The organism is Streptomyces sp. NPDC058195 (assembly GCF_042883525.1).
Lineage (GTDB): Bacteria > Actinomycetota > Actinomycetes > Streptomycetales > Streptomycetaceae > Streptomyces.
Genome location: NZ_JBHVVM010000014.1, coordinates 154815 through 178615, shown reverse-complemented (window position 1 = coordinate 178615; position 23801 = coordinate 154815). Strand labels below are relative to the sequence as shown.

The following is a 23801-nucleotide window of genomic DNA, read 5'->3' as shown; positions in this document are numbered from 1 at the left end:
GCCCGGACCCGTCCCATGGTGAACGGGTCCGGGAATGCCCCGCCCGTCATCCCAGTGTCAGCGCGTCCAGCAGGTCGGGGCGTTCGGACGGGGCGGCGAAGACGGTGTGCAGGCCGAGCAGGACGCCCGCCGCGCCGGTCGCGAGGTCGGCGGAGAAGCGGCGCAGGCGGGAGCCCGGGACCAGGAGGCGGTCCTGTTCGGCGACCAGGTGCCAGGAGAGGTTGCGGATCGAGTCCAGCACCTCGGGACCGGGGCCGTGGGCGTCGCCGGTGAGCTGGTGGGCGGTGGCGACCAGGCCGGTGCGGCCCCTGAAGAGTCCCGGTTCGCGGATGAACTCCAGGACGCAGCCCTGTGCGACGCCCGGCAGCAACGCTTCCAGTGCCGGGTCCTCCCGGAGGGCCAGGTAGCGCTGGGCGACCAGGGCGACGCCGCCGCTGCCCTGGTCCAGGTAGAGGAAGTGACGCTGCCCGTCCCGTACTTGGACGCTGCCGCCCGGCATGGCCACACAGTGTCCGGCCTCCCGGGCGAGGGCCGCCCCGGCGGCGCTCAGCAGCCAGTCCTCGCCGGTTCGCGCGTGCAGTTCGAGGTGGAGCAGCGCGGCCCCGCAGAGCCCGGTCAGCAGCCCCGCGGAGTGCGGGGCGGACGGGCCGTCGGGCCCGGCGCCGTCGCGGACCAGCGAGTCGAGTTCCCAGGCGGTCCGCAGGGCGTGCTCCAGGAGTTCCGCGTCGGGTGCTCCGGGGCCGTCGGTGGCCAGGCGCAGGGCGGCCAGGGCCGTGCCCGCCGTGCCGGTGAACAGGTCGGCGGAGGGCGAGGCGGGAGCGTGCAGGGCGCGGTCGAGGAGGGCGCGGCCCTCCTCGCGGCGGCCGAGCCTGGCCAGGACGAGGGCGACGCCGGGCAGCCCGTCGAAGAGTCCGCCGGGGGTGTCCGGGGCGCGGCGCGCGGCCGTGCGGGCCAGCCAGTCGGTGTACGCGTCGGGGACCGGGGCGCCGACGCGGTCGAGGGCGTACAGCACCCCGGCCGCACCGTACGCGGCGCAGACGCCTCCGGTGGTGAAGCCCGCCGGGTCGCCGGGGAAGAGCCGGTCGGTGCGGTCCGGGGTGGCCCCGGCGCGGATGCCCGCGAGGAGCGCTTCGCGCAGGGCCGGCCAGTCGGGTGCCGGGCCGCGCAGCAGTGCGTCGACCGTCGCCTCGCCGCTGTCCTCGGGGAGCCCGTGGCGGAGCGCCGCGGGGCGGGGCGGGCCCTCGTCGGGGCCGAGGCGGTAGCGGGCGCGGGCCCAGCGTTCGATGGTGAGGGTCTTGCCCCGGTCGTGGTCGGTGACCTCCATGAGCGGCATCAGGAGGTGCAGCCAGATCGCCCAGAGCGCGTAGTCGTCCGCCGCGGCGCCCTCGGTGCCGTACGGGGCCTGGAGGCCGGGGGCACCGGCGAGCGGGGTGTCCGGGTCGTCGAGGTCGGTGGCGTACTCGAAGTCGATCAGGACCAGGCGGCCGTCGGGGCGCAGGATGATGTTGGCGGGGTGCACGTCGGCGAACCGCAGTCCGCGGGCGTGGACGCGGTCCAGGGCCTCGGCGAGCCGGTCCGTGACGGACCGGGCCCACGCGGCGTAGGCGTCGAGTTCGGCGCGGGTGCGTTCGCCGCGTACCAGCGGGAAGCGTTCGACGATCGCGTCGAACAGGGTGGTGCCCTCGATGTGCTCCTCGATGAGGAAGTGGTGCTCCCAGACCGTGCGGACGCCGTACACCTCGGGTACGCAGTCGAGTCCGGCGAGCCGGGTGAGGGCCCGGTGCTCGCGGTGCAGCCGGGTGACGGCGTCGTCCCCGGCGGGGTCGAGTCCGCACAGCGGCCGGGCCTCGCGGAGCACCACGCGCTGCCCGGTGGTGCGGTGTTCGGCGAGGTAGATGCCGCCCGCGTTGGAGAACTGGAGCGCCTTGGTGACGGTGTACGGGAAGCCGTCGTCGCGGGCGGCGGCGTGGGCGGCGAGGTGGGGACGCAGTTCGGCGGGGACGGTCACCCAGCCGGGCAGCCGGAACACCACCCCCCGGGTGTCGGGGACGAGTTCGCCGGAGGGATGGCGCATGGCGCGGACCCGTTCCCCGTCGGCGTCCCGGCACCAGAGCTCGCGGAAGGCGCCGTAGCGTACGTAGACGGGGGCGGCGCCGATCCGCAGGTCGCTGAGGATGTACGGTCCGCGGCGCCCGTCCAGGGCCCGGGTCAGGGCGTCGAGCAGGCGCAGGAAGGCGGCCTCGTCCTGGGGGTAGAGGGTGAGGAACTTGCCCGCCCCGGACCGGTTCATGTACTTCGCCGACATCAGCCGCAGGGCACGTTCGCTGCGCAGGAACTTGAACGCCACGCCCTGCTCCAGGCAGATCCGGGCGGTGTCGGCGAGGGTGCGCCCGGCTTCCTCGGGGACGGTGGAGACGTGGATCTTCCAGCCCTGTTCGGGGAGCCGGTCGTTCTCGGGGTGCAGGGCGCTCCACAGCCCGCCGCTGCCGCGCCGCCACCCGGCGGGGGGTTCGGCGCGGTCGAGCGGGTAGCGGGTGTCCTCGTCGGGGAGCCGGGCCGGGGTCTCGTAGTAGCGGCGGTCGGCGAGGCAGTACAGCTGGGTCTCCTGGATGCCGGGCACGGCATACCTCCGGGGGTGGCTCGTGGGCGCGCTCGCGGACGTACGCGCGGGCGTACGCGCGGTCAGGGGGTGGGGCGGGCCGCCTCGGTACGGTCCGCGGGGGCCTGCGCCGCGTCCGGTGCGGGCGGCTCCGGCGGCGGGGCCGCGCCCGACCGGGCGGACGGGGCGAGCGTGACGGTCGCGGCGGAAACGGCGAGGACGGCGGCGATCGTCCAGAAGGCGCCCCGGACGCCGAGGGTGGTGAGGAGCGCGCCCCCGGCCAGCGGGCCGAACGGCTGGACCAGGGAGGAGAGGAACCCGGCGGCGCTCTGCACCCTGCCGACCCGGTCGTCGGGGGTGACGACCAGCAGGGTGGAGAGGAAGCCGACGCTGGCGACCGTGGCCAGGCACATGCAGGCGGCGCAGAGCAGCCCGGCGAGCAGCGGGATCGCGATCCAGGCCAGGGCGGCGGCGGTCGCCACGCAGAGCCAGCAGGTGGCGGCGATCAGCGCCCAGGGGTGGCGTTCGGGGCGCAGCCGGGGGGCGAGGAGCGCACCGGTGAGGGCGCCGACCGAGGTGAGGGTGACGACGGTGCCGCCGCCGAGCCCGGACCGGCCGCCGCCGGAGAAGACGGTGAGCGCGGTGAACGTGAGGGCGCCGAACGCGAAGTTCATGCCGAGCCCGAAGACGAGCAGCACGGTCCGCAGGTAGGGCTGCCGCCACAGGAAGGAGAGCCCGGCGGTCATTTCGGCCCGGCTGAACGCGGAGCCCGCCCGGGTCTTCGACCGGGACCGGGTGCGGACCAGGGCCACGCAGAGGGTGGACAGCAGCAGTCCGACGGCCTCGGCGAGGAACGGCAGGACGGGGTGCACCCCGAACAGGGCGCCCCCGGCGAGCGGCCCCACCAGCCGGGCGGTGGAGGTACGGGCCTGGAGCCGGGCGGTCGCGGTCCCCATGTCGTCGGGGGGTACGACGCTGCGCATCAGCCCGAAGACGGCGGGCCCGTAGACGCTGCCGATGACGGCGCCCGCGCCCGCGACCAGCAGCACCAGGGGAAGCGGGGCGTGCCCGGTCCACACGGCCACGACCAGGGCGCCGACCACGCAGAAGCTGCCGAGGTCGCACAGCCGCATCAGCCTGCGGCGCTCGACCCGGTCGGCCAGGACGCCGCCGGGGAGCATGGTGAGCAGGACCGCGACGACGGACACGGTGCCGATCGCACCGGCCTGCACGGGCGAGCCGGTCTCGCGCAGGACGAGGAGCGGCAGGGCCAGCGCGGTCATCTGGGTGCCGAGCACGGCGAACAGGCCGCTCATCCACAGCAGTCGGAAGTCCCGGTTGGTTCGGAGCGATGTGGCCACGTGGAACTCCCGTCGATGGGTCACGGACGGCTCGTTGGGCCGGGTTCGGGGTCGGGGCGGGGGGTGAGGGACAGGTCGGGGTGAGGCGGGCCGGGGCGACGAGTCGGGGGCCGGGAGGTAGGTCGAGGGCAGCCCGACAGGTCTCCCGGAGCAGTTCGATGGGGCGGAGCGGCCCGACCGGTCCGGAGCCGCTCTCGGCCGAAGGAAGGAAAAAGGAAGGAAAGCGGGGGGCGGGGCGGTCCCCGTCGTCACGGGGCCGCCCCGGTCCGGCCGACCGGGGCGCCACACGGGGGGAACGCGACGGTCCCCGGGTGGCGCCTCGGTCCGGTCGTCGGGCCTCAGTTCTCCAGCACGAGGCTGACGGTGCTGACGCAGGAGCCGTCGATCTCGCGGCCGACGACGCCCGCGGTCTCCTGGAGGTCCAGAACGGAGCTGTGGGCCTCGACCTCGGGGGTCTCGTTGTTGTCGTCGGCGGCGGGCTGGGTGTTCTCGGACATGGTGGTCTCCGTCCACTCGGATGTCCCGGCCGTTCCGGGGAGTCCCCGGTTCTTCCGGTAGCGGCCGGCGGGTGCCTTCCGCTGACCAGAAAGTTACGAACCCCGGCCTGGCAAACGGCTCGGTGCCGGTATGGCGGCGGTATCCCGGCAGTTCACCGGTGGTTGGCGGCGGCACGCGGACCGCCGCCGGAACCGGTGGGCGACCGGCCCGTCCCCCGTGACCTGCGGCCATACCGGACCCGAACCGGCCGCGGACCGGTACCGAACCATCCGGCGGGACGCTCGCTCCGCGCACCGCGGCCGCGCGTGCCGCGTCCCTACGCCCGGAGGAGACGGCCGGATGGAACTCGCCGAACTCGTCGGACTGCGGCCGGTCCCGGCCGGTGGAGTGCTGATCACCCTCACCCGCCGCTGTCCGCTGCGCTGCGCCCACTGCTCCACCGGCTCCGGACCCGAGGTGCGGGAGGAGCCGGAGGCGGCGGCGCTGGAACGGTTCGTCGCCTCGTTCACCGCCGCCGACCGGCCAGAGGTCATGATGCTGACCGGCGGCGAACCCCTGCTCCGGCCCGCCCTGGTGGGCTCTCTCGCCCGTGCGGCGCGGGCGGGCGGAACCCGTACCGCACTGCTGAGCGGCATGTTCTTCGCGCGGTCCGGCGGCGGGCTCCCGGAGCCGGTGGCGCGGGCGGTGCGTACGCTCGACCACTTCTCCGCCAGCCTCGACCTGCCGCACGAGCGGGAGGTGTCCCGGGCCGCGGTGTTCCGCGCGGTGCGCGCGATCCGCGAGCTGGGCGTGGCGGTCAGCTTCCATCTCACCGGGACCGGCCCCGACGACCCGTACCTCGCGGACGTCACCGCGGACATCGACCGGACCTTCGGCGGTACGGTGCCGTCCCTCGTCAACGACGTACGGCCGTTCGGCCGGGCGGCGTCCTGGGCCGGTCCCGCCCGGCCCGTACCGGACGGCGGGGGCGTGCTGCCGTGCGCGATGGCCGCCTGGCCGGTGGTCGCCTTCGACGGCACGGTCCTGGCCTGCTGCAACCAGGACGCCGTGGACCACCGCCCCGTCCCGCCCCATCTGCGGCTCGGCCATGTCGAGCGGGACGACTGGTCCGCCGTACGGGAGCGGACGCTCGGGTCGCCGCTGCTGCGTCTCGTGCGCACCGTCGGCCCGGCGCACCTGCGGGAGCGCTTCGCGCCCGGCACCCCGGCCGGTTCGTACTGCGGGGACTGCCACCGGCTGGGCGCACGGCCCGAGGTGGTCGCGGCGGCCGACGCGCTGGCGGCGGGCGCCGCCGGGGCGCTGCTCGACCTCACCGCCGCCCGCCGCCAGCGCGAACAGGGCCCGGTGGCCCTGGTACGACGCCACGGCTGCGCCGCGTACGCCGGTCTGGTGGCGGCGGGGCCGGGCGCCGGGCGGCAGCCGGGTGCGGCGGCGGAAGGCGCCCGGTCATGAACGTCGTTCCCCCCGCCGCGCCTCCCGCCGGGACGCGCCGCGACGGGCGCGGGCTGCCCGCCTCCGAGCGGCTGCGGGTCAAACTCGCCTTCGCCGAACCGGCGTTGCGTGCCGCGTCGGCCGCGCTGTGGCGAACCGAAGGACTGCTGCCGCGCTACCGGGCGTACCTGTGCGCGATGCACACCGTCATCCGGGCGTCGGTGCCGCTGATGGAGCGGGCCGCCGAACGGGCCGGGCTGCTGGCCCGCGGCGGCGATCCGCTGGGAACCCCGCTGGCCGCGTACCTGGAACGGCACATCCGGGAGGAGGCGGAGCACGACCTCTGGCTGCTGGAGGACCTGACGGCGGCGGGCAGCGGGCCCCGGGCCGCCCTGGACCCGGTGCCCTCCCCGCTCGTCGCCTCCCTGGCGGGAGCCCAGTACTACTGGATCGAGCACCACCACCCGGTGGCGCTGCTCGGCTACATCGCGGTCCTGGAGGGGCACGCCCCGGCCGCCGGGCTCGCGCCCCGGCTGGCCCGTACGACCGGGCTGCCCGCCCCGGCCTTCCGCACCGTGCACGAGCACGCGCGGCTCGACGACGGTCACGCCGGTGAACTGTTCGCGCTGCTCGACCGGTTGCCGCTGTCGCGGGGCCAGGAGACGGCCGTCGCCGTCAGCGCCCTGCACACCACGGACGCGCTCACCCAGTTGTTCGTCCGGCTCGGGCGCACCGGACCGGCGCCGCCGGTGCGGGGAGCCGGGCGGCCCGTCCCGAGGGAAGGCCCGACATGACCGAACCACCGGACCGGCTCGCCGTGCTGTACGGCGCCGGCTTCGCCGTCGATCTGCTCACCGACGAACAACGCCAGGTGCTCCACGACCTCGCGCCGGAGGAGCTGACCGTGCTGCTCGACATCAAGAGCCGACTCGACGCCGTGGGGCCGGAGGTACAGGCGCACGGCGAGATCGCGGGCGGCGCCCTCTTCTGAGGCGACCGAACCGGGGGTGTCCGGCCCAGGACCGGACACCCCCAGCAGAGAGAGCATGGAGGAAGCGCTGATGAACTGCCCCGCGTGCCGGGACGAACTGCCCGTCGCCGCACGGTTCTGCCCGTCCTGCGGCACCCCGTGCCTCTCCCCCGCGGCCCCCGCCCCGGCCCTTGCCCCGGCCTCCGCCCTGGCCGCGGCCTCCGAGGACGAACGCAAGCTGGTCACCGCGGTCTTCTGCGATCTGGTGGGCTCCACGGCGCTCTCCGGGGTGCTGGACCCGGAGACCCTGCGGGCCGTGACGCTGCGCTACTTCGCGGTGATGAGCGAGCGGATCGAGGCGCACGGCGGTACGCCGGAGAAGTTCATCGGCGATGCCGTGATGGCGGTGTTCGGGGTGCCGGTGATGCGGGAGGACGACGCGCGGCGGGCGCTCGCCGCGGCTCTCGGCATGCGCGAGGCGCTCGCGGAGCTGAACAACGAACTCGAAGCCGGTCTGGGCATCCGGCTGAACATCCGGATCGGCGTCAACACCGGTCAGGTGGTGGCGAGTTCGGATGCGAGCACCCGGCAGGCGCTGGTCTCGGGCGAGACGGTGAACGTGGCGGCCCGGCTGGAGCAGAACGCGGCGGCCGGGGAGATCCTGATCGGCCCGCAGACCCTGGAGGCCGCCGGTCCGACCGTGGTCGTGGAGGAGGCGGGCCCGCTGCGGCTCAAGGGCAAGGCCGACCGCGTGCCCGCGTACCGGCTGATCTCGCTCGGCGCCGACGACCCGGAGCTGCTGCGCCGTTTCGACGTGCCGTTCGTCGGCCGTACCGCGGAGCTGGCCGCACTGGACGAGGCCCTGGAGCGCACGGTGCGCGGGGCGGGCCCGGGGCTGGTCCGGCTGGTCGGTGACGCGGGGATCGGCAAGACGCGGCTGGCCCGCGAGTGGCTGACCGGTCTCGGCGTCCCGGGGCGGCCCGTCGTCGGTACCGGGCGGTGCCGCAGCTACGGCGACCACGGCACCCTGGCGCCGCTGGCCGACGCGGTGCGGGAGGTGCTCGGTTCGCCCGTCGCCCGGGAGGCGCTGGACGGGGCGTCGGGGCGGGCCGGGGCGGCCGTGGCGGACGCGCGGGCGCTGCTGCGCGGCGGTCTGCTGCACGACGGCACGCCCAACGCCCCGTTCGAGGACATGTGCGCCGCGCTGATCACCGTACTGTCCCGGGCCGGGGGGCCGCGGCCGGTGCTGCTGGTCCTGGACGACTGGCACTGGGCCGAGCCGTTGCTGGTGCGGGCGGTCAACCGGCTGGCCGGGCCGCTGGGCCGGGCGGGCGGGCTCGTGGTGTGTCCGGGCCGCCCGGACGGGCCGCCCGCCTCCGACATCCCGGCCGCGGGTCCGGCACAGGTCCTGCCGCTCGCCGGACTGCCGCCCGCCGAGGCCGCCCTGCTGGCCCGCGCCCTGACCGGACCGGGTACGGACACAGCCCGCGCCACGCACGACCGTCAGCCGCACCACCACGATCCGCACAGCCGTGAGCCGCACCACCGTGGACCGCACGACCACGATCCGCACAACGACCATCCGCACGACCGCGAGCCGTACGACCGCGAGCCGTACGACCGCGAGCTGTACGACCGGGCCGAGGGCAATCCGCTCTACCTGGAACAGCTCCTCGTCCCCGCGGGCCCTTCGCCGACGGACGAGCGGGTGGCACGGGACGGGGCGCTGCCGCCGACCCTCCAGGCGCTGCTCGGCGCCCGGATCGGCGCACTGGAGCGGGCCGAGCGCACCACGCTGGACCTGGCCGCGGTCGTCGGCCGGGACTTCACCGCGCCGGAGCTGGTCCGGCTGACCCGGGCGGCGCGCGAGACGGAGAGCGGGACCGCTTCGGACGACGACCGGGGGCTGGTCGCCCGCGCCCTGGCCCGGCTGCGCGGCCGTCGGCTGGTGGAGAGCGCGCCGGGCGGCGAACCGGCCGCGGGACGCCACCGGTTCAGCAGCGGGCTGGTCCAGGAGGTGGCGTACGCCTCGCTGTCGAAGCGGGCCAAGGCCGAGCGGCACGCCTGGGCTTCGGAGCTGCCCAGTGTGACGGCGGCGGGCGAGGCGGCGGTCGGCGGGCACCTGGAGCGGGCCTACCGGTACCGCACCGAGCTGGGGCTGTCCGACGACCGGGCCGCCGCGCTGCGGGTGCGGGCCGCCGCCGCGCTGGCCTCGGCCGGTGCGCAGGCCCTGGCCCGGTCGGATCTGCACTGGGCCCAGGGCCTGTTGGAACGTGCCGTGGCTCTGCACCCGGCCGGTGACCCGGCGGCGGCCCCGGTGCTGCGGCGGCTCGGCGAGGTGCGCCTGGCGCTCGGCCGTACCGAGGACGGTGAGCGGCTGCTGCGGCAGGTGCTGGCCATCTCGACCGCCCCGGTGGAGGCCGCGCACGCCCGGCTCGCGCTGGCGGTGCTGGACCCGGCGGCGGTGAGCGTGCCGGCCACGGCCCGGTCGGTGCTGCCGCTCTTCGAGTCCGCCGGGGACTGGGGCGGGCAGGCGCGGGCCCGGCTGCGCCTCGCGCAGCGGCTCCAGCTGGCCGGGCGGCACGAGGAGGCCGACCGCGATCTGGTCCTCGCCCTGGACCACGCGGTGCGGGCCGAGGCGGAGCCGGAGCGGGCCGCCGCGCTCGGGGCCATCGGGATCTCGTTGTGGCGCGGCCCGGAGCCGGTGCCGGTGGCGGTGACCCGCTGCCGTGACCTGCTCGCCGCGCACGGGGCGGGCCGCCCCGCCGTACGCACCACGCTGAACTGTCCGCTGGCCGTGCTCCACGCGCTGCACGGCCGGGCGGACCTGGCCGGGCAGTGCCTGGCCGAGGCGGAGGAGCTGGCCGAGGAGCTGGGGTACGCGGAGGCGGAGGTCTTCCTGCCGGTGTTCCGGGCGACGGTGGAGGGGCTGCTCGGGCGGACCGGGGCGGCCCTGGAGCTGCTGGCGCGGGCGGACCGGGCGGCGGAGCGCGCCGGGGCCCGGTCGATGCGCCCGGCCGTCGCGCTGGAGGCGGCCCGGCTGCTGCTGGACGACGACCGGCCCGCGGAGGCCGGTCCGTGGCTGGCGGGGATCGGGTCCGCCCGGTCGCTGCCGCACGCGGACCGGGTGGACCTCGCGGGGCTGCGGGCCCGGCTGGCGGCGGGGGCCGGGGACGCGGCGGCGGCCGTGGGCCACGCGGACCGTGCCGTGCGGGACGCGCTGCTGACCGACTCCCCTCTGGTACGGGCCACCGCGTCGCTGGACCGGGCGCGGACGCTGGTGCTGCTGGGCGATGCGGCGGGCGCGGCGGTGGCGGCCCGGGAGGCCCGGGAGGGCTTCGCCGGGAAGGGACATCTGCCGGGCGAACGGCGGGCCGCGCGGCTCGCCGCGGGAGCGGTGGCGGCGACGACGGAGATGAGCTGAGCCATGACGACCACGGACACGGCACCGGGGCCCGGCACCGGGCTGACCTGGAGCCTGCGGGGACGCGGCCCCGACGATGTGGCGGTCCTCGCGGACCCGGGCCCCGGGCACGGCGCCGGGGCCGTCCCGGGTACGGGGCGGGGCGTACGGGTCTGTGTGGTGGACTCGGGCGTCGAGCGCGACCATCCGGGCGTCGGCCCGGTCGCGGGCTCGTGGGTGGTGGTGAAGGACCCGGAGACCGGCGGGACGGAGGTACGGCCGACCGACACCGGGGACTCCTGCGGACACGGCACCGCCTGCGCGGGCATCATCCGGCGGACCGCCCCGGAGTGCGAACTGCACAGCGTGCGGGTGCTGGGCGAACGGTTCTCCGGCACCGGGGACATCCTGCTGGCCGGGTTGCGCTGGGCGGTGGAGCAGGGGTTCGACGTGGTGAACCTGTCGCTGTCCACGACCCGTGCCCGGTTCGCCGAGGAGCTGCACGCACTGGCCGACCACGCCTATTTCCACCGTACGGTCGTGGTCGCCTCGGCGCACAACTCCCCCGTGGAGAGCTATCCCTGGCGGTTCGCCTCGGTGATCTCGGTGGGCAGCCACCAGGAGGAGGACCCGGAGCTGCATCTCTACAACCCCGATCCGCCGGTGGAGTTCTTCGCCCCCGGCCAGAACGTGACGGTGCCCTGGCTGGGCGGCGCGTCGATCCGTACCACCGGGAACAGCTTCGCGACCCCGTACATCAGCGGTCTGTGCGCGCGGCTGCTCTCGGCCCATCCGAGCATGACGGCCTTCCAGCTCAAGAACGCCCTTTATCTCTCCGCGGCCAACGTACGGTTCGGTCCGCGGCAGTCCACCTCGCCAGGAGAGGTCTGTGATGACGATGACCCCGAGAACTGATCCGGAGTCCGCCGCGGGTGCGGTGCCGCCGGTCCAGCCGGTCGAGCCGCTCCGCCGCGAGCTGCTCCAGTCCGTCGTCGATGTGGCCCGCGCGATCTTCGGCGCGGCGGCCAGTTCGGTCTTCCTGCTGGACGAGGAGGCGGACGCGCTGGTCTTCCAGGCGGTCTCCGGGCAGGGCGAGGAGTTCCTGGTGGGCCGCCGCTTCCCGGCCGGGCGGGGGATCGCGGGCTGGGTGGCGATGTCCGGCGAGCCGATGGTGGTGGACGATCTCAGCACGGACTCCTCGTTCGACCGTTCGCTCGCCGAGTCCACCGAGTTCGTGCCCAACGCCCTGATGGCGGCGCCGCTGATCAGCGACGGCCAGGTGCTCGGGGTGCTGGAGGTGCTCGACCCGTCGCCCCGCGCCCGCACCGACATCCGGGAGCTGGACCTGCTCGCGATGTTCGCCCGGCAGGCCGCGGCGGCGCTGCGGATGGCGGCGTACGCACCGGCCGGTGCGGGGGCGCCGGGGGCGGGCGGGCGGCTCGGGCCGCGGCAACGCGCGGACGCGCTGAGACTGCTGGATAGTCTGGGACAGCTGCTCCGGGAGCCCTGCTGAGCGCGGGCCGGACGAGCGGCCGGACCACAGGAAGGACGCACCCATATGAAGCTCGCTTTCTCGACCCTCGGAGTGCCGGGGATGCCGGTCGCCGATGTCGTCCGGCTCGCCGCCGGGCACGGCTACCAGGGGGTGGAACTGCGCGTCCATCCCGAGGAGCCGGTGCACCCGCGCCTCCTGGCGGCCGAACGGGCCGCTGTGGCCGAGGAGTTCGCGAAGGGCGGGGTGGAGATCCTGACCGTCGCCGGATACGTGCGGGCCGCCGCCGAGGGGGACGACGCCCCGGTGCTGGCGGAGCTGGCCGCACTGGTGGACCTGGCCGGCGACCTGGGCGCCGGGAACGTACGGGTCTTCCCGGGCGGCGGCGGCCAGGACCCCGCCGAGGCCGACGCGGTGGCCGCCCGCAGGCTGGCCGCCGCCGCCCCGCACGCCGCCGACCGGGGCGTACGCGTCCTGCTGGAGACCCATGACTCGCACCGGGCCGGGGTCGACGTGGCCCGGGTCGTCGGGGCGGTCGGGCACGGTTCGGTCGGCGCGCTGTGGGACGTCATGCACACCTGGCTGGCGGGCGAGGATCCGGCCGCCAGCCACGCCGTGCTCGCCCCGCACCTGGGCTACGTACAGGTGAAGGACATCGCCTCGGCCGAGGACACGACGCCGCTGGCCCTGGGCACCGGCGTACTGCCCCTGGCGGCCTGCCTGGAGACGCTGGACGCGGCGGACCCGGACGGCTGGGTCTGCTGGGAGTACGAGAAGCGCTGGCACCCGCACGCCGCGGAACTGCCGGACCTGCTGGCCGCGGGGCGGGAGTACCTGCTGCGGCACGCTCTGGACGGCAGGTCCTGAGGAGTGTCCCTCCCGGATCGCCGTGCCCGCCGGCTGGGGACGGCGGCGGGGCGGCGGGTGGCGGTGGTCCTGTCGTACCGGGGGGATGCGTCGGCGCCCGACGGGTGCCGTCCCGCACCCGGCCGGGCCGCGCAGCCGGGCCGCGCGGCTTCCGCTTCATGGTGAGCCGTCGCCCGGGGCTGCGGTGTCCGGGGCGGCCGTGTCCGGGGGCTTCCTGCCCCTGCTGAGCAGTGCCGAGACCGGAAGGGACGCCGCCAGGCCGCTGAGAAGGATCGCGGCGAGTGCGCCCAGGACGGCGGGCTGGTCGGCGAAGGCGAGGCCGATGGCGGCCAGGGCGGGACCGGCGTTGCGTACCGAGGCGACGCCGCCCATGGTGGTGCGGCGTGTGGCGGGGCCGCTGGCCAGCAGTGTTCCCACGGCGAAGGCGAGGACGGCGAGCAGGAAACCGGCGAGGAGCGCGAGGGAGCCGAAGAGGCCGACGACGTCGTGCCAGTTGCCGAGCAGCATGCCCGCCAGCACCATCAGGAAGGTGACGTTGGAGACGGCGGCCGCGGTGGGGTGCCACGACCGGGCGGTGGGCTCGGCGTAGCGGCGCAGGAGCAGCCCGATGGCGAAGGGGACGAGTTGCAGGAGCGCCACCGTGCGCACCAGCGCGCCGACGTCGAGGGAGACCGTGGTGCCGATGTCGGCGGCCTTGAGGATCGCGTTGGCGGTGGGGGCGAAGGTGAGGCTGCCGAGGGAGGCGAGCAGTGCCTGCATCGCCGCGCCCGCGACGGTGTCCCCCTGCTGCACGGCCGCCAGCTTCGCTCCGAAGGGGCCGCCCGGGGACGAGGCGATCAGGACCAGGGCGATGAAGGAAGCGGAGGAGAGCCCGAGCAGTGTGCCGATGCCCCAGCCGAGCAGCGGGACGACCACCAGGTTGGCGGTCAGCGCCAGCGACAGCAGGCGGACATCGGCGAGGACGCCGCACAGCGCCGGGACGGTGGCCCGCAGCCCGGCGGCGAACATGGTGGCCGCGATGAAGATGACCGTGACGGCGTTGAGGACGAGGTGCAGGGTGTTCATGGCCCTTGTCCGCCCGGTCAGTCGCGGAGGTCCCCGAGCCAGCGCAGGGCGCTCAGGCTCGGCAGGAAGCAGTACTCGCCTCCCCGGGTGACGACGAAGCGGGGCAGCGGAGCGAGGCGGCGGCGCACGGGCCGCCGGGGGACGGTGTAGCCGGCCTGCCCGTCCGCGGCTCCGACGACGGGGTCCTTCGTGCCGCCGTCCCCGAAGAAGACGCCGTCGTTCATCCACTCCGACTGGACGAACTCGAACTGCCGGCCCAGGTGGGCGCCGATGAACGCGAACATCAGGCCGCGCTCCGCTCCGTCGTCCTCCAGCACCCCTTCGGGCAGCGGCGGACCGTAGACGGCGCCACGCCGGATCATGCGGTGCAGCCGCACCTCCCCGGCCACGGAGGCGTCGCGCGGGTTGGCCCGGCGTATGTGGCAGCCCCTGGGGGTGGTGAATCCCGTCGGGTCGTCCTGCTCGTAGAAGAAGGTGTTGCGGCGGAGCGGGTCGGCCCCGAGGGCGGGGTCGTCGTGCTCCGGGGCGAGGGCCAGCGGGGCTCCGCTGCGCCAGCGGCCCATGACCTTCGCGGCGATCAGTTCCTCGTCCTGGGCGGTGGTGGAGTTGTCCTTCAGGTAGCGCCTGAAGGCCGCGACGTCCTGGTGGAGTTTACGGAAGACCGCGTAACTGCCGTTGCGCCCGAGCACGGCCGGTTCGGGCGCCTGGACACCGCCGATCTCGTCGGGGCATCCCAGGATGAACTCCCCGCTCTTCAGGGGCACTTCCAGCCTGTTGGAACCGGGGATGCCGCTGCCTTCGACGGCGGGATGGCTGACGCCGTCGAGGTAGCCGAAGTGTTCCTTCTCGCTGGGCAGTGCGTAGCAGTCCTGTCGCCAGACCGCCGTCACGCCGGGCAGCCGGTCGTAGGCGGACCGGGCGCGGTCGACGGCCTCCTCCAGGTGCGGCGGATCGGGAGCGACGGCGGCGATCACCACATGGACGTCGCGGGTGCCGAGCGGCGCCTCCCAGTGCCGCGGGCTGCTGGCTCCCTCGTCGCACAGTGCCCGTGCGCGGGCCGCCATGCCCTGCCGGAACTCCCAGGCGAACGACTCCAGCGACGAGCCGGGCACCCCCAGGACCCGCAGGCCCCAGTAGGTGACGGCGACGCTGACCCAGGTGTTCCCGAGGGGGCTGGAGGTGTCGGCGGCCGAGGTCGCCGCCGTGCCCGCGCGCCGCATCAGCTCCCGCCCCTGGTCCCGGTCGTCGATGCGGAAGAGCAGATACGTCGCCGCGTACGGGGTGGGGCGCGGGCTGAGGACCCCGCGCTGGATGTCGTCGAGGTCGAGCGTGATGTCTGTGGGTGCGCTCATGCCTGCCTCCCTGCGGCATCGCTACGAGACGAGGTTGTGCCAGAAGTTCCGCAGGCTGTCGTCGGCGCCGAAGAGCGTGCTGAAGATCGTGGAGTCGGCCAGCAGCACATCGGCTGCGCGGTCGCCGCCGGGAGGCATCCACAGGAACATGTTGAACTCGGTGGTTCCGTCCTCGGTGAACGGATGGGGGCGGGAGGTGTCGATCGGCTGCCGGGCCAGCACGTGGATGGCCTCGGGCTGATCGGCCGTCACCGCGTAGTGGGGCAGGTGCAGGTGGAAGTTGAAGTTCGTGACTCCGTTCAGCCACCCCTTCCCGTCCAGGTCCGGGACGGTCGACAGGGGTGCGATCCGGTGGTCCTCACCGGTGGCGGGACGCAGCCCGTACCGGTTGATGACGGGTACGCCCAGCCCCTTCATCAGGTCGCGGACGTACGTGGCGAACCGCTGCTGGCGGGGCACCAGGGGATCGCCGTGGTGGCGGTACTCCATCTCCCGCACGGACAGGTCCTGCGACGCACCGACGTCGTGATGGGGCCCCAGGACCAGACGGGTGTCCTCCCTCGCCAGGAACGCCCGCAGCGCCTCGATCTCCCCGGGCCGCGCCTCCTGCCCGGTGACCATGTGGTCCAGCCCGAAGACGAACAGGACGTCCGTGTCATCGAGCACCCGCTCGTCGAGCGGGGTGTGGAAACCGGCCTGGTCGACGCGCTGGTAGACCGGGACGGGATGTCCGGTGGTCTCCTCGACGAAGTCCTGGAACGGAACCCAGGCCCGGAAGAACAGCTCCAGCGATCCCGCGACGGTCTGCTGGAACTGACCGGGGTCCGACCACTTCGGATCCTCGTAGGCGGGCCACGCCACCCGGCGCACCTCGGTCAGGGTGGAGAACCGGTTGTCCAGTTCGGTCACGTTCCGGCCCGCCTCGGCGGGATAGCTCCACGAGACGTAGACGCTCACACGGCGTCCGGCAGGTGTGTGCGCCCGGGGAACGTGTCGCTGGTTGTAGACCCGCGCTGTTGTGGCCTCGCTCATTTCCCCGCCTCACTGCATCTGGTCGAGCATCTCCGACAGGGCGCTCTTGATCCGCAGAGCCTTCTTGATCTCGTCCGCCGTCACATACGGATACTCCCCGTACTCGATGAAGCTCGGACAGTGGTGCTCGCGAACGAATCCGATGAACGCCTCCGGGTTGGTCCGCCAGTCCTCGGGGAACCCCTCCAGGTGCTCGAACGCCGTGCTCACGCCCGCCTTCGAGAACAGCGCGACGGCGTCCTCGGTGTACTTGTCGAAGTCGGTGTCGAAGATCCCCTGGTACATGAAGCGCGTGTCGTCGTCGAAGAGGACCCACCGCAGGTAGTGCAGCTTCAACGGCGCCAGAAGGTACGGATCCTCTTCCAGCGCCCCGGCCAGTGCGGAGCCGTACGCGCGCATCGCGTCGGCGTGGCCGGGCTTGACCCGCGCGACGATGGTGAACCCGTAACAGGCGGGGGTCTTCGGGAAGACCGGCCCGTACTTCCCCTGTTCGAGCTGGTCCGTCTCCTTGGGGAGGACGACCGCCTGAGGCCTGATCTCCATGTCCACTCCTGCCGCCCAGTGGCCGGGACGATCCCATCTTCCCGCCGCTCCGCCGGGCGCGCCTGCCGAGCGGGGAGAGGGCCTGGTGAATGCGGCGCGGGTCCGGGCTGTCCGGTGGCCCCGCGGCGGGCTGCTTCGTCCCGCCTACCGTCCGGTCGCGACCCGCCCGGAGCCCTCCGGTTCGGCAACGGGTGCCGCCTGCGGCACGGCGGGCCTGCGCGCGCCCGCCAGGGAGGTCAGGGCCACCCCGCCGACCAGCAGCGCCGCCGCGCACCACCGCAGCGGACTCACCGACTCGCCCAGCAGCAGCGCGGCCGAGGACATCCCGAAGACCGGGACGAGCAGGGTGAACGGCGCCACCGAGGAGGCCGGGTACTGGCGGAGCAGGAAGCCCCAGACGCCGAAGCCGAAGACGGTGGTGATCCAGGCGACGTAGACGATGATCCCGGCGCCGCTCCAGTCCAGCGCGGCCAGCGCCGCCCGGTCCCGGTCCCAGCCCTCGAAGAGGAGGGAGAGCCCGAGCAGCGGGAGCACCGGAACGGTCGAGACCCACACCATGAAATTGAGCGAGTCGGGCGGGGCGGCCTTGCGGGTCAGCACGTTGGAGACGCCCCAGCAGGCCGCCGCCGCGATCACCAGGACGAAGGCGAGCACGGGTCCGCTCGCTCCCTCGTCGACCGCCGCGACCCCGATGCCCGCGAGGGCCACTCCCATGCCCGTCACCCGTATCCTTCCCGGCCGCTCCCCGAGCGCGAGGGCGGCGAAGAGAGCGGTGAAGACCGCCTGGACCTGGAGGACGAGCGAGGAGAGACCGGCGGGCATGCCGCGGTCCATGCCGATGAAGAGCAGGCCGAACTTCGCGACCCCGAGGGCCAGCCCGACGCCCACGATCCATTTCCACGCGACCTTGGGCGGGCCGACGAGCAGGACCGCGGGCAGGGCTGCGGCCAGGAAGCGCAGGGCGGAGAAGAGCAGCGGCGGGAAGTGGTCGAGGCCGACCTCGATGACGACGAAGTTGACACCCCAGACGGCGGCCACCAGGACGGCCAGGGCGATGTGGAAGGGACGCATGCGGTGAGGATCACCCACCCCGACCATGTAGCACCAGCACGGATTCCTTCATGGTGGGATTGAGCATCGCTGATGAATCGTGTGCGGGGCGGCCGGCGGGTCCGACGCCCCGGAATCCTGGAGGTCTGGTGCTGGATCTGGCCCGGCTGCGCGCTCTGCACGCGGTCTCCGTGCACGGCTCGGTGGCGGCGGCCGCCGCCGCGCTCGGCTACACCCCGTCGGCGGTCTCCCAGCAGATCACCAAGCTGGAGCGGGAGACCCGCACCCCCCTGCTGGAGCGGCGCGGGCGCGGGGTCGCGCTGACCGAGGAGGCGCTCCATCTCGCCGGTACGGCCCAGGAGTTGCTGGCGATCGTGGAGCGCGCCGAGACGGCCCTGGAGGAGCGCAGGGGGCGGCCGACGGGGCGGCTGTCGGTCGGCGCGTTCGCCTCCGCGGCGCGCGGGCTGCTGCCCGGGGTACTGGCGGAGCTGGGCCGGGAGCATCCGGCGCTGGACGTCCGGATGACCGAGGTCGATCCGCACCTCTCGGTCGACCTGGTGGCCAAGGGCGTCATCGATCTGGCGGTCGCGCACGACTGGGACATCGCGCCCCTGCCCGCCCCGGAGGGCGTGGCGCAGGCGGTGCTCGGTGACGACCACTGCGATCTGCTGGTGCCCGAGGGGCACCGGCTGGCCGGGCGGGACGCGGTGCGGCGCACGGAGCTGGCGCAGGAGCGGTGGATCTGCCAGCCCCCGGGGACGGTCTGCCACGACTGGCTCGTACGGACGCTGCGGGCGGCGGGCTGCGAGCCGGACATCCGGCACCAGGCGGAGGAGAACCACACCCAGCTGGCCCTGCTCGCCGCCGGTCTCGGGGTCGCGATGATCCCGCGCCTGGGGCGGGGGCCGTTGCCGCCGGGGGTGGTGGCGGTGGCCCTCGACCCGGTTCCCGTGCGGCGGCTGTACGCGCTGTGGCGCACCGAGGCGGCCCGGCGCCCGGCGATCACGACGGCGGTGGCCGCGCTGCGGGCGCACGGGGTGACGGCAGGACTGCGGCCCGGCGGCTGACCGCTCCCCTCCACGAAGGCCGGGGGCGGCTGACCGCCCCCACCCGCGGCGGCCGGGCACGACCGTCCCCTCGGCGGCCGGGAGCGGCTGACCGGTTTTGCCCGCGGTGGCCGGGAATGGGGGCGGGGCGGCGGCGACGCCGCGCGGACCGGAACGGTCCGGACCCTTGACCGGAAGTTATTTTCTGGATATCCGTGCTCCTTGGAAGTTTCTTTCATCAGAGGATTCCCTCCTCACCTCTCGTCCCCGAGTACGGCCGAAGGAGCTCACGTGCACCACCGCACCTCCAGACGCACCCTTCTCACCGCCACCGCGGCGACAGCGGTCGCCGCCGTCACGGGCGCGGGCCTGGCCCCCGGCGCCGTGGCCGCCCCGAGGTCCGCGAGCAGCGGGCCGCACGCATCAGCCGCCACCGACCGGCGTATCCGGCGGATCATCTCCGGCATGAGCCTGGAGGAGAAGGTCGGCCAGCTCTTCGTGATGCGGGTGTACGGGCACTCCGCCACCGAGCCCGACCAGGCCGACATCGACGCCAACCTGGCCGAGATCGGGGTCCGTACGGCCGCCGAGATGATCGGCAAGTACCACGTCGGCGGGATCATCTACTTCGCCTGGGCGCACAACACCCGCGACCCGCACCAGATCGCCGACCTCTCCAACGGCATCCAGCGCGCCGGGCTCGCCGGGCCCACCCCGCTGCCGCTGCTGGTCTCCACCGACCAGGAGCACGGCATCGTCTGCCGGGTCGGCGAACCGGCCACCCTGATGCCGGGCGCGATGGCACTGGGCGCGGGCGGTTCGCGCTCCGACGCCCGCAAGGCCGGGCAGATCGCGGGCGCCGAGCTGGCCGCGCTCGGCATCAACCAGAACTACGCCCCGGACGCCGACGTCAACGTCAACCCGGCCAACCCGGTGATCGGCGTACGGTCCTTCGGCTCCGACCCGCAGTCCGTGGCCGGTCTGGTCACCGCGCAGGTCAAGGGGTACCAGAGCAGCGGGGTCGCCTCGACCGCCAAGCACTTCCCGGGCCACGGCGACACCAGCACCGACAGCCACACCGGACTGCCGGTCATCAGCCACACCCCGGCACAGTGGTCCGAGCTGGACGCGCCGCCGTTCCGGGCCGCGATCGCCGCGGGCATCGACTCGATCATGACCGCGCACATCGTGGTCCCGGCGCTGGACCCCTCGCAGGACCCGGCGACGCTCTCCCGGCCGATCCTCACCGGCATCCTCCGCGAGGAGCTGGGCTACGACGGTGTCGTGGTGACCGACTCGCTCGGCATGGAGGGCGTCCGGACGAAGTACGGCGACGACCGCGTGCCGGTCCTCGCGCTGAAGGCGGGCGTCGACCAGCTGCTGAACCCGCCGAGCCTGGACATCGCCTGGAACGCCGTCCTCGGGGCCGTGAAGAGCGGCGAGCTGACCGAGGCCCGGCTCGACGAATCGATCCTGCGCATCCTGCGGCTGAAGTCGAAGCTGGGGCTGTTCGACCACCCGTTCGTCAGCCACGCCGGGGTGGACCGCACCGTCGGCACCCGGGCGCACCTCGCCGCCGCCGACCGGATCGCCGAGCGCACCACCACTCTGCTCGCCAACGACGGGGCGGTGCTGCCGCTCTCCCGCCGCTCGCACAAGAACCTGCTGGTGGTCGGTGCCGACCCCGCGTCCCCGTCCGGCACCACCGGCCCGCCGACCACCACCCTGGCCACCGCCTTCGGCGAACTGGGCTTCGCGGCGACCGCGCTGTCCACCGGCACCGCGCCCGGCAAGGCGGTGATCGACCAGGCGGTGACGGCCGCGCGGGGCAAGGACGCGGTGGTCGTGGCGACGTACAACGTCACGGCGAGCAGCGCGCAGCGCACCCTGGTCGGCGCGCTGGCGGCGACCGGTGTCCCGGTGGTCACGGTGGCGATCCGCAATCCGTACGACGTCGCCCAGCTGGCCGGTACGGGCTTCGCCGCGAACCTGGCCACCTACTCCTGGACCGATGTGGAGCTGCGGGCCGCCGCCCGGGTGATCGCGGGCCGGGCCGCGCCGCGCGGCACCCTGCCGGTCCCGGTGCAGCGGGCGGACGACCCGGGCACGGTGCTGCACCCGGTGGGTTACGGGCTGCGGTACTGAGCCGACGGGAGGGGCGCGGAACCTCCGCGCCCCTCCCCCGGCGGGCCCCGGTGCGGCTACCGGCGCAGCCCGCGCTCCTCGCGTACGTCCCGCTTGTCGAGGCGGGCGTCGAACGCGGCGAGCGGCGCCGCCTTCGCCGGGTCCTCGCGCACGGCGGCCGGGGCGACGCCCGCCCAGCGCAGCACGGCGGCGGTGGCCTCCGCCCGTTCCTCCCCGGCGAGGGCACCGACCGTGGCGCCGTGGTTGCCGCCGGGCACGGTCATGACGTAACTGTCCCGGGAGCCCGCGCCGAGCCGGAAGGGCTCGGCACCGTACGGGTCGTTCTCGCCGTACACGTACAGCATCCGCTCCCCGTGGTGGCGCACCCAGCTGTCGATGTCGCGCATCGCCGAGGGCTGGAACCTCATGGGGATGGAACGCGGCACGAAGGTGCGCGGCGGCTGGTAGCCGTAGCGGCTGAGGCCGCCGAGCCAGGGCTGGCGGATGTCGGGCGAGCCGAGCTGGGTGCCCGCCTGGTAGTAGTACGGGACGTACTTCTCCAGGCCCTGATCGGTGTAGGTGGAGAAGCCGGAGACCGCGTCGACGGAATCCCAGATCGCCTGGTCGGAGGCGGACGTGGCGTCGGCCGGGACGTTCTCGCAGTCGGCCGGCAGGCTGTACTGCCAGAACGCCCAGTAGTAGTCCATGACGACGGCCTCGTACGCCTTGTCCAGCGAGCCGGTGGTCTGGAAGGTGTAGCCGTGGGCGGCGGCGTACTCCCGGTACTTCTCCTCCAGCGGGGCACGGCGTACCAGCGCCTCGCGCTGGAGGGCGCCCAGCCGGTCGCGGCACGCCTTGGTGCCCACCCGGGCGAGGAAGCGGTCGTAGGCCGAATCCTCCTTGTCGACCACGTCGTTGGGCGCCACGTACGCGACGACGCCGTCCATGTCCCCGGGGTGGAAGCGCTCGTAGTAGGTGGCCGTCATGCCGCCCTTGGAGGCGCCGGTGGCCAGCCACTTGGCGGGGTAGATCCGCTTCAGCGCGGTGAAGACCCGGTGCTGGTCGTCGGCGGCCTGCCGGATGTCGAGCCTGGACCAGTCGGCGGGCGAGGGCCGCGACGGCGTGAAGTAGCGGTACTCCAGGGAGACCTGGTTGCCGTCGATGATCCGGGTCGGCTCGGCGCGGCCGGGGCTGGTGGAGACGTTGTAGCCGCTGGTGGAGAAGACCGTCGGGCGGGAGGTGTCCTTGTGCAGCAGGGTGAGGCGCTGCTGGAAGGTGCCCCGGGACGGGTCGCGGTGGTCGACCGGCTGGGTGTAGGCGAGGACGAAGTAGCGGTAGCCCGCGTACGGCTTCTCCTCGATGACGCTCATCCCGGGGATCGCCAGGATGCGGTCCTTGATGTCCGTGCCCGTGCTGTCGTCAGCGGGGGCGGGCCCGCTGGTCACCGCGGCCGGTTCGGCGGCGGTGACCGCCCCGGCCGACGCACCCGTCATACCCGTCACACCCACCGTGCCGATGAGCACCGCGAGCGACAGGAACCCTCTGAGCGCCTTGCGCATACGACCTCCCTCAATTGGCCTTGTCGGCCGCGAGCTTAAGGGCTGTCCCGATCCCTGGTGGATCGGCGTGCGGCGTCAGACGCGGTGCGTCGCACGGCGGAGGAACGCCCGAATACGGGATGCATCCGGGCGTTCCGGCAACGCGGCGAGGTGCCGTGGCTGTCGTCGCACACCCGCCAGGGATTGGGGACAGCCCTGAGGAGGTCCGGCGGGAGTCCGGGCGTGCGTCAGCAGAGAATCCAGCCGGTGGAGCCCGACTTTCCTGAGATCGTGCCCGTGGCACGGACGCAGCGGTTGAGGGCGTGGACCGTCACCGGGCCCGCCTGCCTGGTGTACCGGCCCCGGTCGACGACGGGACGGCCGCCGCGCGCCTGGATCGTCACGGACATCGTGCGGGCCGCACCGGACTTCTTGGCGACCGCCAGCGCGCAGGCATAGGAGCGGTTCTTGTACACGCGCAGCTCGCCGGTGCCGAACGGGACGGTCTTCGCCGGGCGCCCGGCACAGACCGAGACGGCCCCGGCCGGTCCGACCGCGGGGCCGCCGAGCACCAGCCCGAGGGCCGCCGCCACGGACAGGACGACCACGCGCACCAGCGCCCGGCGGGCCCCCGGGAGGGGGCCACCGTCTCCCGGGCCTGCGGCCTTGGCGGACTTGCCCGTCGTTCTGGTCACTCGTCGCCCCATCATCACTCGAACATACGCACCCTGATCCAGCGCATACGCATACAGGTGTACGACGCAGGGAGCCCGTCCGAAGGTTGCGCGCCGAGTGCCCCGTACGCGGGGCGGCCGAAGCGCCAGCATGGCTCCACAGGACAGAGCCCCACGAAAGGCAGGAACCCCCTCATGCCTCCACTCCGCACCGCACCGTGTCCCCGGGGCCGGCGTCCCGTCGCCCGGACCCTGCTCGCCGCCGCGCTGCTGACCGCCGCCGCCGCGGTCCCGGCGGTCGCGGCGGGCCCGTCGGCTCAGCGGGCCCCGCAGGAGACCGTGGCCGCGGCTCCGGCCCGTGCCGAGCTCGGTTCCTCCGCCCGCCAGCAGGTCGCCCACTTCTACGGTGCCTACATCGACGCCAGGTCGGCCGAGGACGGCGAGAAGCTCGCCACCGGTCTGCGCGCGTTCTATCTGACCGCCCGGTTCCGCTCCCAGGTGGACGCCTGGGAGCGGCGCAGCCACGCGGACGGGGTGCTCCGCGCCCAGAACGCCCCGCTCGGCTTCCGGGTCACCCCGGGCGACAGCGGCGCCGGGCACACCTGGTCGACGGTGCGGCTCACCTGGAGCGCCGGGAAGCAGCCCGCGTACACCTACCTGACCGTCCGTTCCGACCTGCGGAACGGGAAGATCTCCGACATCACGGACGGCTCCGGCGGCTCCGGCGGCTCCGAGTGACCCGGCGGGCGGGCCCGC

At 74.4% G+C, this 23801-nt stretch carries 20 protein-coding genes; 10 read left to right on the top strand and 10 right to left on the bottom strand.

What is annotated here, in order from left to right:
• Nucleotides 1–46: 46 nt before the first annotated feature.
• The 3 genes from lanKC to ACFVWY_RS19500 form a co-directional block, all read right to left on the bottom strand.
• Nucleotides 47–2620 carry a class III lanthionine synthetase LanKC gene (lanKC, locus tag ACFVWY_RS19510; RefSeq protein ID WP_389873753.1) on the bottom strand — a complete coding sequence of 858 codons (2574 nt, stop codon included), beginning with the start codon at nt 2618–2620 and terminating at the stop codon, nt 47–49.
• 62 nt (nt 2621–2682) lie between these two features.
• Nucleotides 2683–3960, bottom strand: a complete 1278-nt coding sequence (locus ACFVWY_RS19505; protein ID WP_389873751.1) for an MFS transporter — start codon at nt 3958–3960, stop codon at nt 2683–2685.
• Between the two features lie 338 nt (nt 3961–4298).
• Nucleotides 4299–4457 (bottom strand): hypothetical protein, encoded by a 159-nt coding sequence (locus tag ACFVWY_RS19500; RefSeq protein ID WP_389873748.1) that lies wholly within the window; start codon nt 4455–4457, stop codon nt 4299–4301.
• A gap of 340 nt (nt 4458–4797) precedes the next feature.
• Between ACFVWY_RS19500 and ACFVWY_RS19495 the strand changes: the two genes are divergently transcribed.
• The 7 genes from ACFVWY_RS19495 (at nt 4798) to ACFVWY_RS19465 (ending at nt 12621) form a co-directional block, all read left to right on the top strand.
• Nucleotides 4798–5910, top strand: coding sequence for a radical SAM protein (locus ACFVWY_RS19495; RefSeq protein ID WP_389873745.1), 1113 nt, complete (start codon nt 4798–4800; stop codon nt 5908–5910).
• Nucleotides 5907–6683, top strand: a complete 777-nt coding sequence (locus ACFVWY_RS19490; protein ID WP_389873742.1) for an iron-containing redox enzyme family protein — start codon at nt 5907–5909, stop codon at nt 6681–6683. The genes ACFVWY_RS19495 and ACFVWY_RS19490 overlap by 4 nt, the downstream gene beginning before the upstream one ends.
• Complete coding sequence (locus ACFVWY_RS19485; RefSeq protein ID WP_376686935.1) at nt 6680–6880, top strand: aroma-sacti cluster domain-containing protein; 201 nt, start codon at nt 6680–6682, stop codon at nt 6878–6880. The genes ACFVWY_RS19490 and ACFVWY_RS19485 overlap by 4 nt, the downstream gene beginning before the upstream one ends.
• A 70-nt stretch (nt 6881–6950) precedes the next feature.
• Nucleotides 6951–10283: an adenylate/guanylate cyclase domain-containing protein gene (locus tag ACFVWY_RS19480; protein WP_389873739.1), complete on the top strand. Its 3333-nt coding sequence runs from the start codon at nt 6951–6953 to the stop codon at nt 10281–10283.
• Between the two features lie 3 nt (nt 10284–10286).
• Nucleotides 10287–11177, top strand: coding sequence for a S8 family serine peptidase (locus ACFVWY_RS19475; protein WP_389873736.1), 891 nt, complete (start codon nt 10287–10289; stop codon nt 11175–11177).
• Nucleotides 11161–11775, top strand: coding sequence for a GAF domain-containing protein (locus ACFVWY_RS19470; RefSeq protein WP_389873834.1), 615 nt, complete (start codon nt 11161–11163; stop codon nt 11773–11775). The genes ACFVWY_RS19475 and ACFVWY_RS19470 overlap by 17 nt, the downstream gene beginning before the upstream one ends.
• 45 nt (nt 11776–11820) lie before the next feature.
• Nucleotides 11821–12621, top strand: a complete 801-nt coding sequence (locus ACFVWY_RS19465) for a sugar phosphate isomerase/epimerase family protein (RefSeq protein ID WP_389873734.1) — start codon at nt 11821–11823, stop codon at nt 12619–12621.
• Between the two features lie 156 nt (nt 12622–12777).
• Here ACFVWY_RS19465 and ACFVWY_RS19460 read toward each other — a convergent pair whose 3' ends face one another.
• The 5 genes from ACFVWY_RS19460 to ACFVWY_RS19440 form a co-directional block, all read right to left on the bottom strand.
• Entirely contained in the window at nt 12778–13686 is a 909-nt protein-coding gene (locus ACFVWY_RS19460; RefSeq protein ID WP_389873731.1) for a bile acid:sodium symporter family protein, read from the bottom strand.
• Nucleotides 13687–13703: 17 nt separating this feature from the next.
• Nucleotides 13704–15038, bottom strand: coding sequence for a Dyp-type peroxidase (locus ACFVWY_RS19455; protein WP_389873728.1), 1335 nt, complete (start codon nt 15036–15038; stop codon nt 13704–13706).
• Between the two features lie 21 nt (nt 15039–15059).
• On the bottom strand, nt 15060–15995 hold the full coding sequence (locus ACFVWY_RS19450) for a hypothetical protein (RefSeq protein WP_389873725.1): 936 nt from the start codon (nt 15993–15995) through the stop codon (nt 15060–15062).
• A gap of 84 nt (nt 15996–16079) precedes the next feature.
• Nucleotides 16080–16613, bottom strand: coding sequence for a hypothetical protein (locus ACFVWY_RS19445; RefSeq protein WP_389873722.1), 534 nt, complete (start codon nt 16611–16613; stop codon nt 16080–16082).
• Between the two features lie 144 nt (nt 16614–16757).
• Complete coding sequence (locus tag ACFVWY_RS19440; RefSeq protein ID WP_389873720.1) at nt 16758–17684, bottom strand: EamA family transporter; 927 nt, start codon at nt 17682–17684, stop codon at nt 16758–16760.
• A gap of 128 nt (nt 17685–17812) precedes the next feature.
• On the opposite strand from ACFVWY_RS19440, the gene ACFVWY_RS19435 reads away from it, so the two are divergent.
• Complete coding sequence (locus ACFVWY_RS19435; RefSeq protein WP_389873717.1) at nt 17813–18730, top strand: LysR substrate-binding domain-containing protein; 918 nt, start codon at nt 17813–17815, stop codon at nt 18728–18730.
• Between the two features lie 270 nt (nt 18731–19000).
• Nucleotides 19001–20854, top strand: a complete 1854-nt coding sequence (locus tag ACFVWY_RS19430; protein WP_389873715.1) for a glycoside hydrolase family 3 protein — start codon at nt 19001–19003, stop codon at nt 20852–20854.
• 56 nt (nt 20855–20910) lie between these two features.
• Here ACFVWY_RS19430 and ACFVWY_RS19425 read toward each other — a convergent pair whose 3' ends face one another.
• Both ACFVWY_RS19425 and ACFVWY_RS19420 read right to left on the bottom strand, forming a co-directional pair.
• The gene (locus ACFVWY_RS19425; RefSeq protein ID WP_389873712.1) at nt 20911–22392 is read right to left on the bottom strand and encodes an aminopeptidase; all 1482 of its coding nucleotides are present in this window, start codon (nt 22390–22392) and stop codon (nt 20911–20913) included.
• A 227-nt stretch (nt 22393–22619) separates the two neighbouring features.
• Nucleotides 22620–23078: a hypothetical protein gene (locus tag ACFVWY_RS19420; RefSeq protein ID WP_389873831.1), complete on the bottom strand. Its 459-nt coding sequence runs from the start codon at nt 23076–23078 to the stop codon at nt 22620–22622.
• Between the two features lie 162 nt (nt 23079–23240).
• On the opposite strand from ACFVWY_RS19420, the gene ACFVWY_RS19415 reads away from it, so the two are divergent.
• Nucleotides 23241–23783 (top strand): hypothetical protein, encoded by a 543-nt coding sequence (locus ACFVWY_RS19415; RefSeq protein WP_389873711.1) that lies wholly within the window; start codon nt 23241–23243, stop codon nt 23781–23783.
• The last annotated feature ends 18 nt before the right edge of the window (nt 23784–23801 follow it).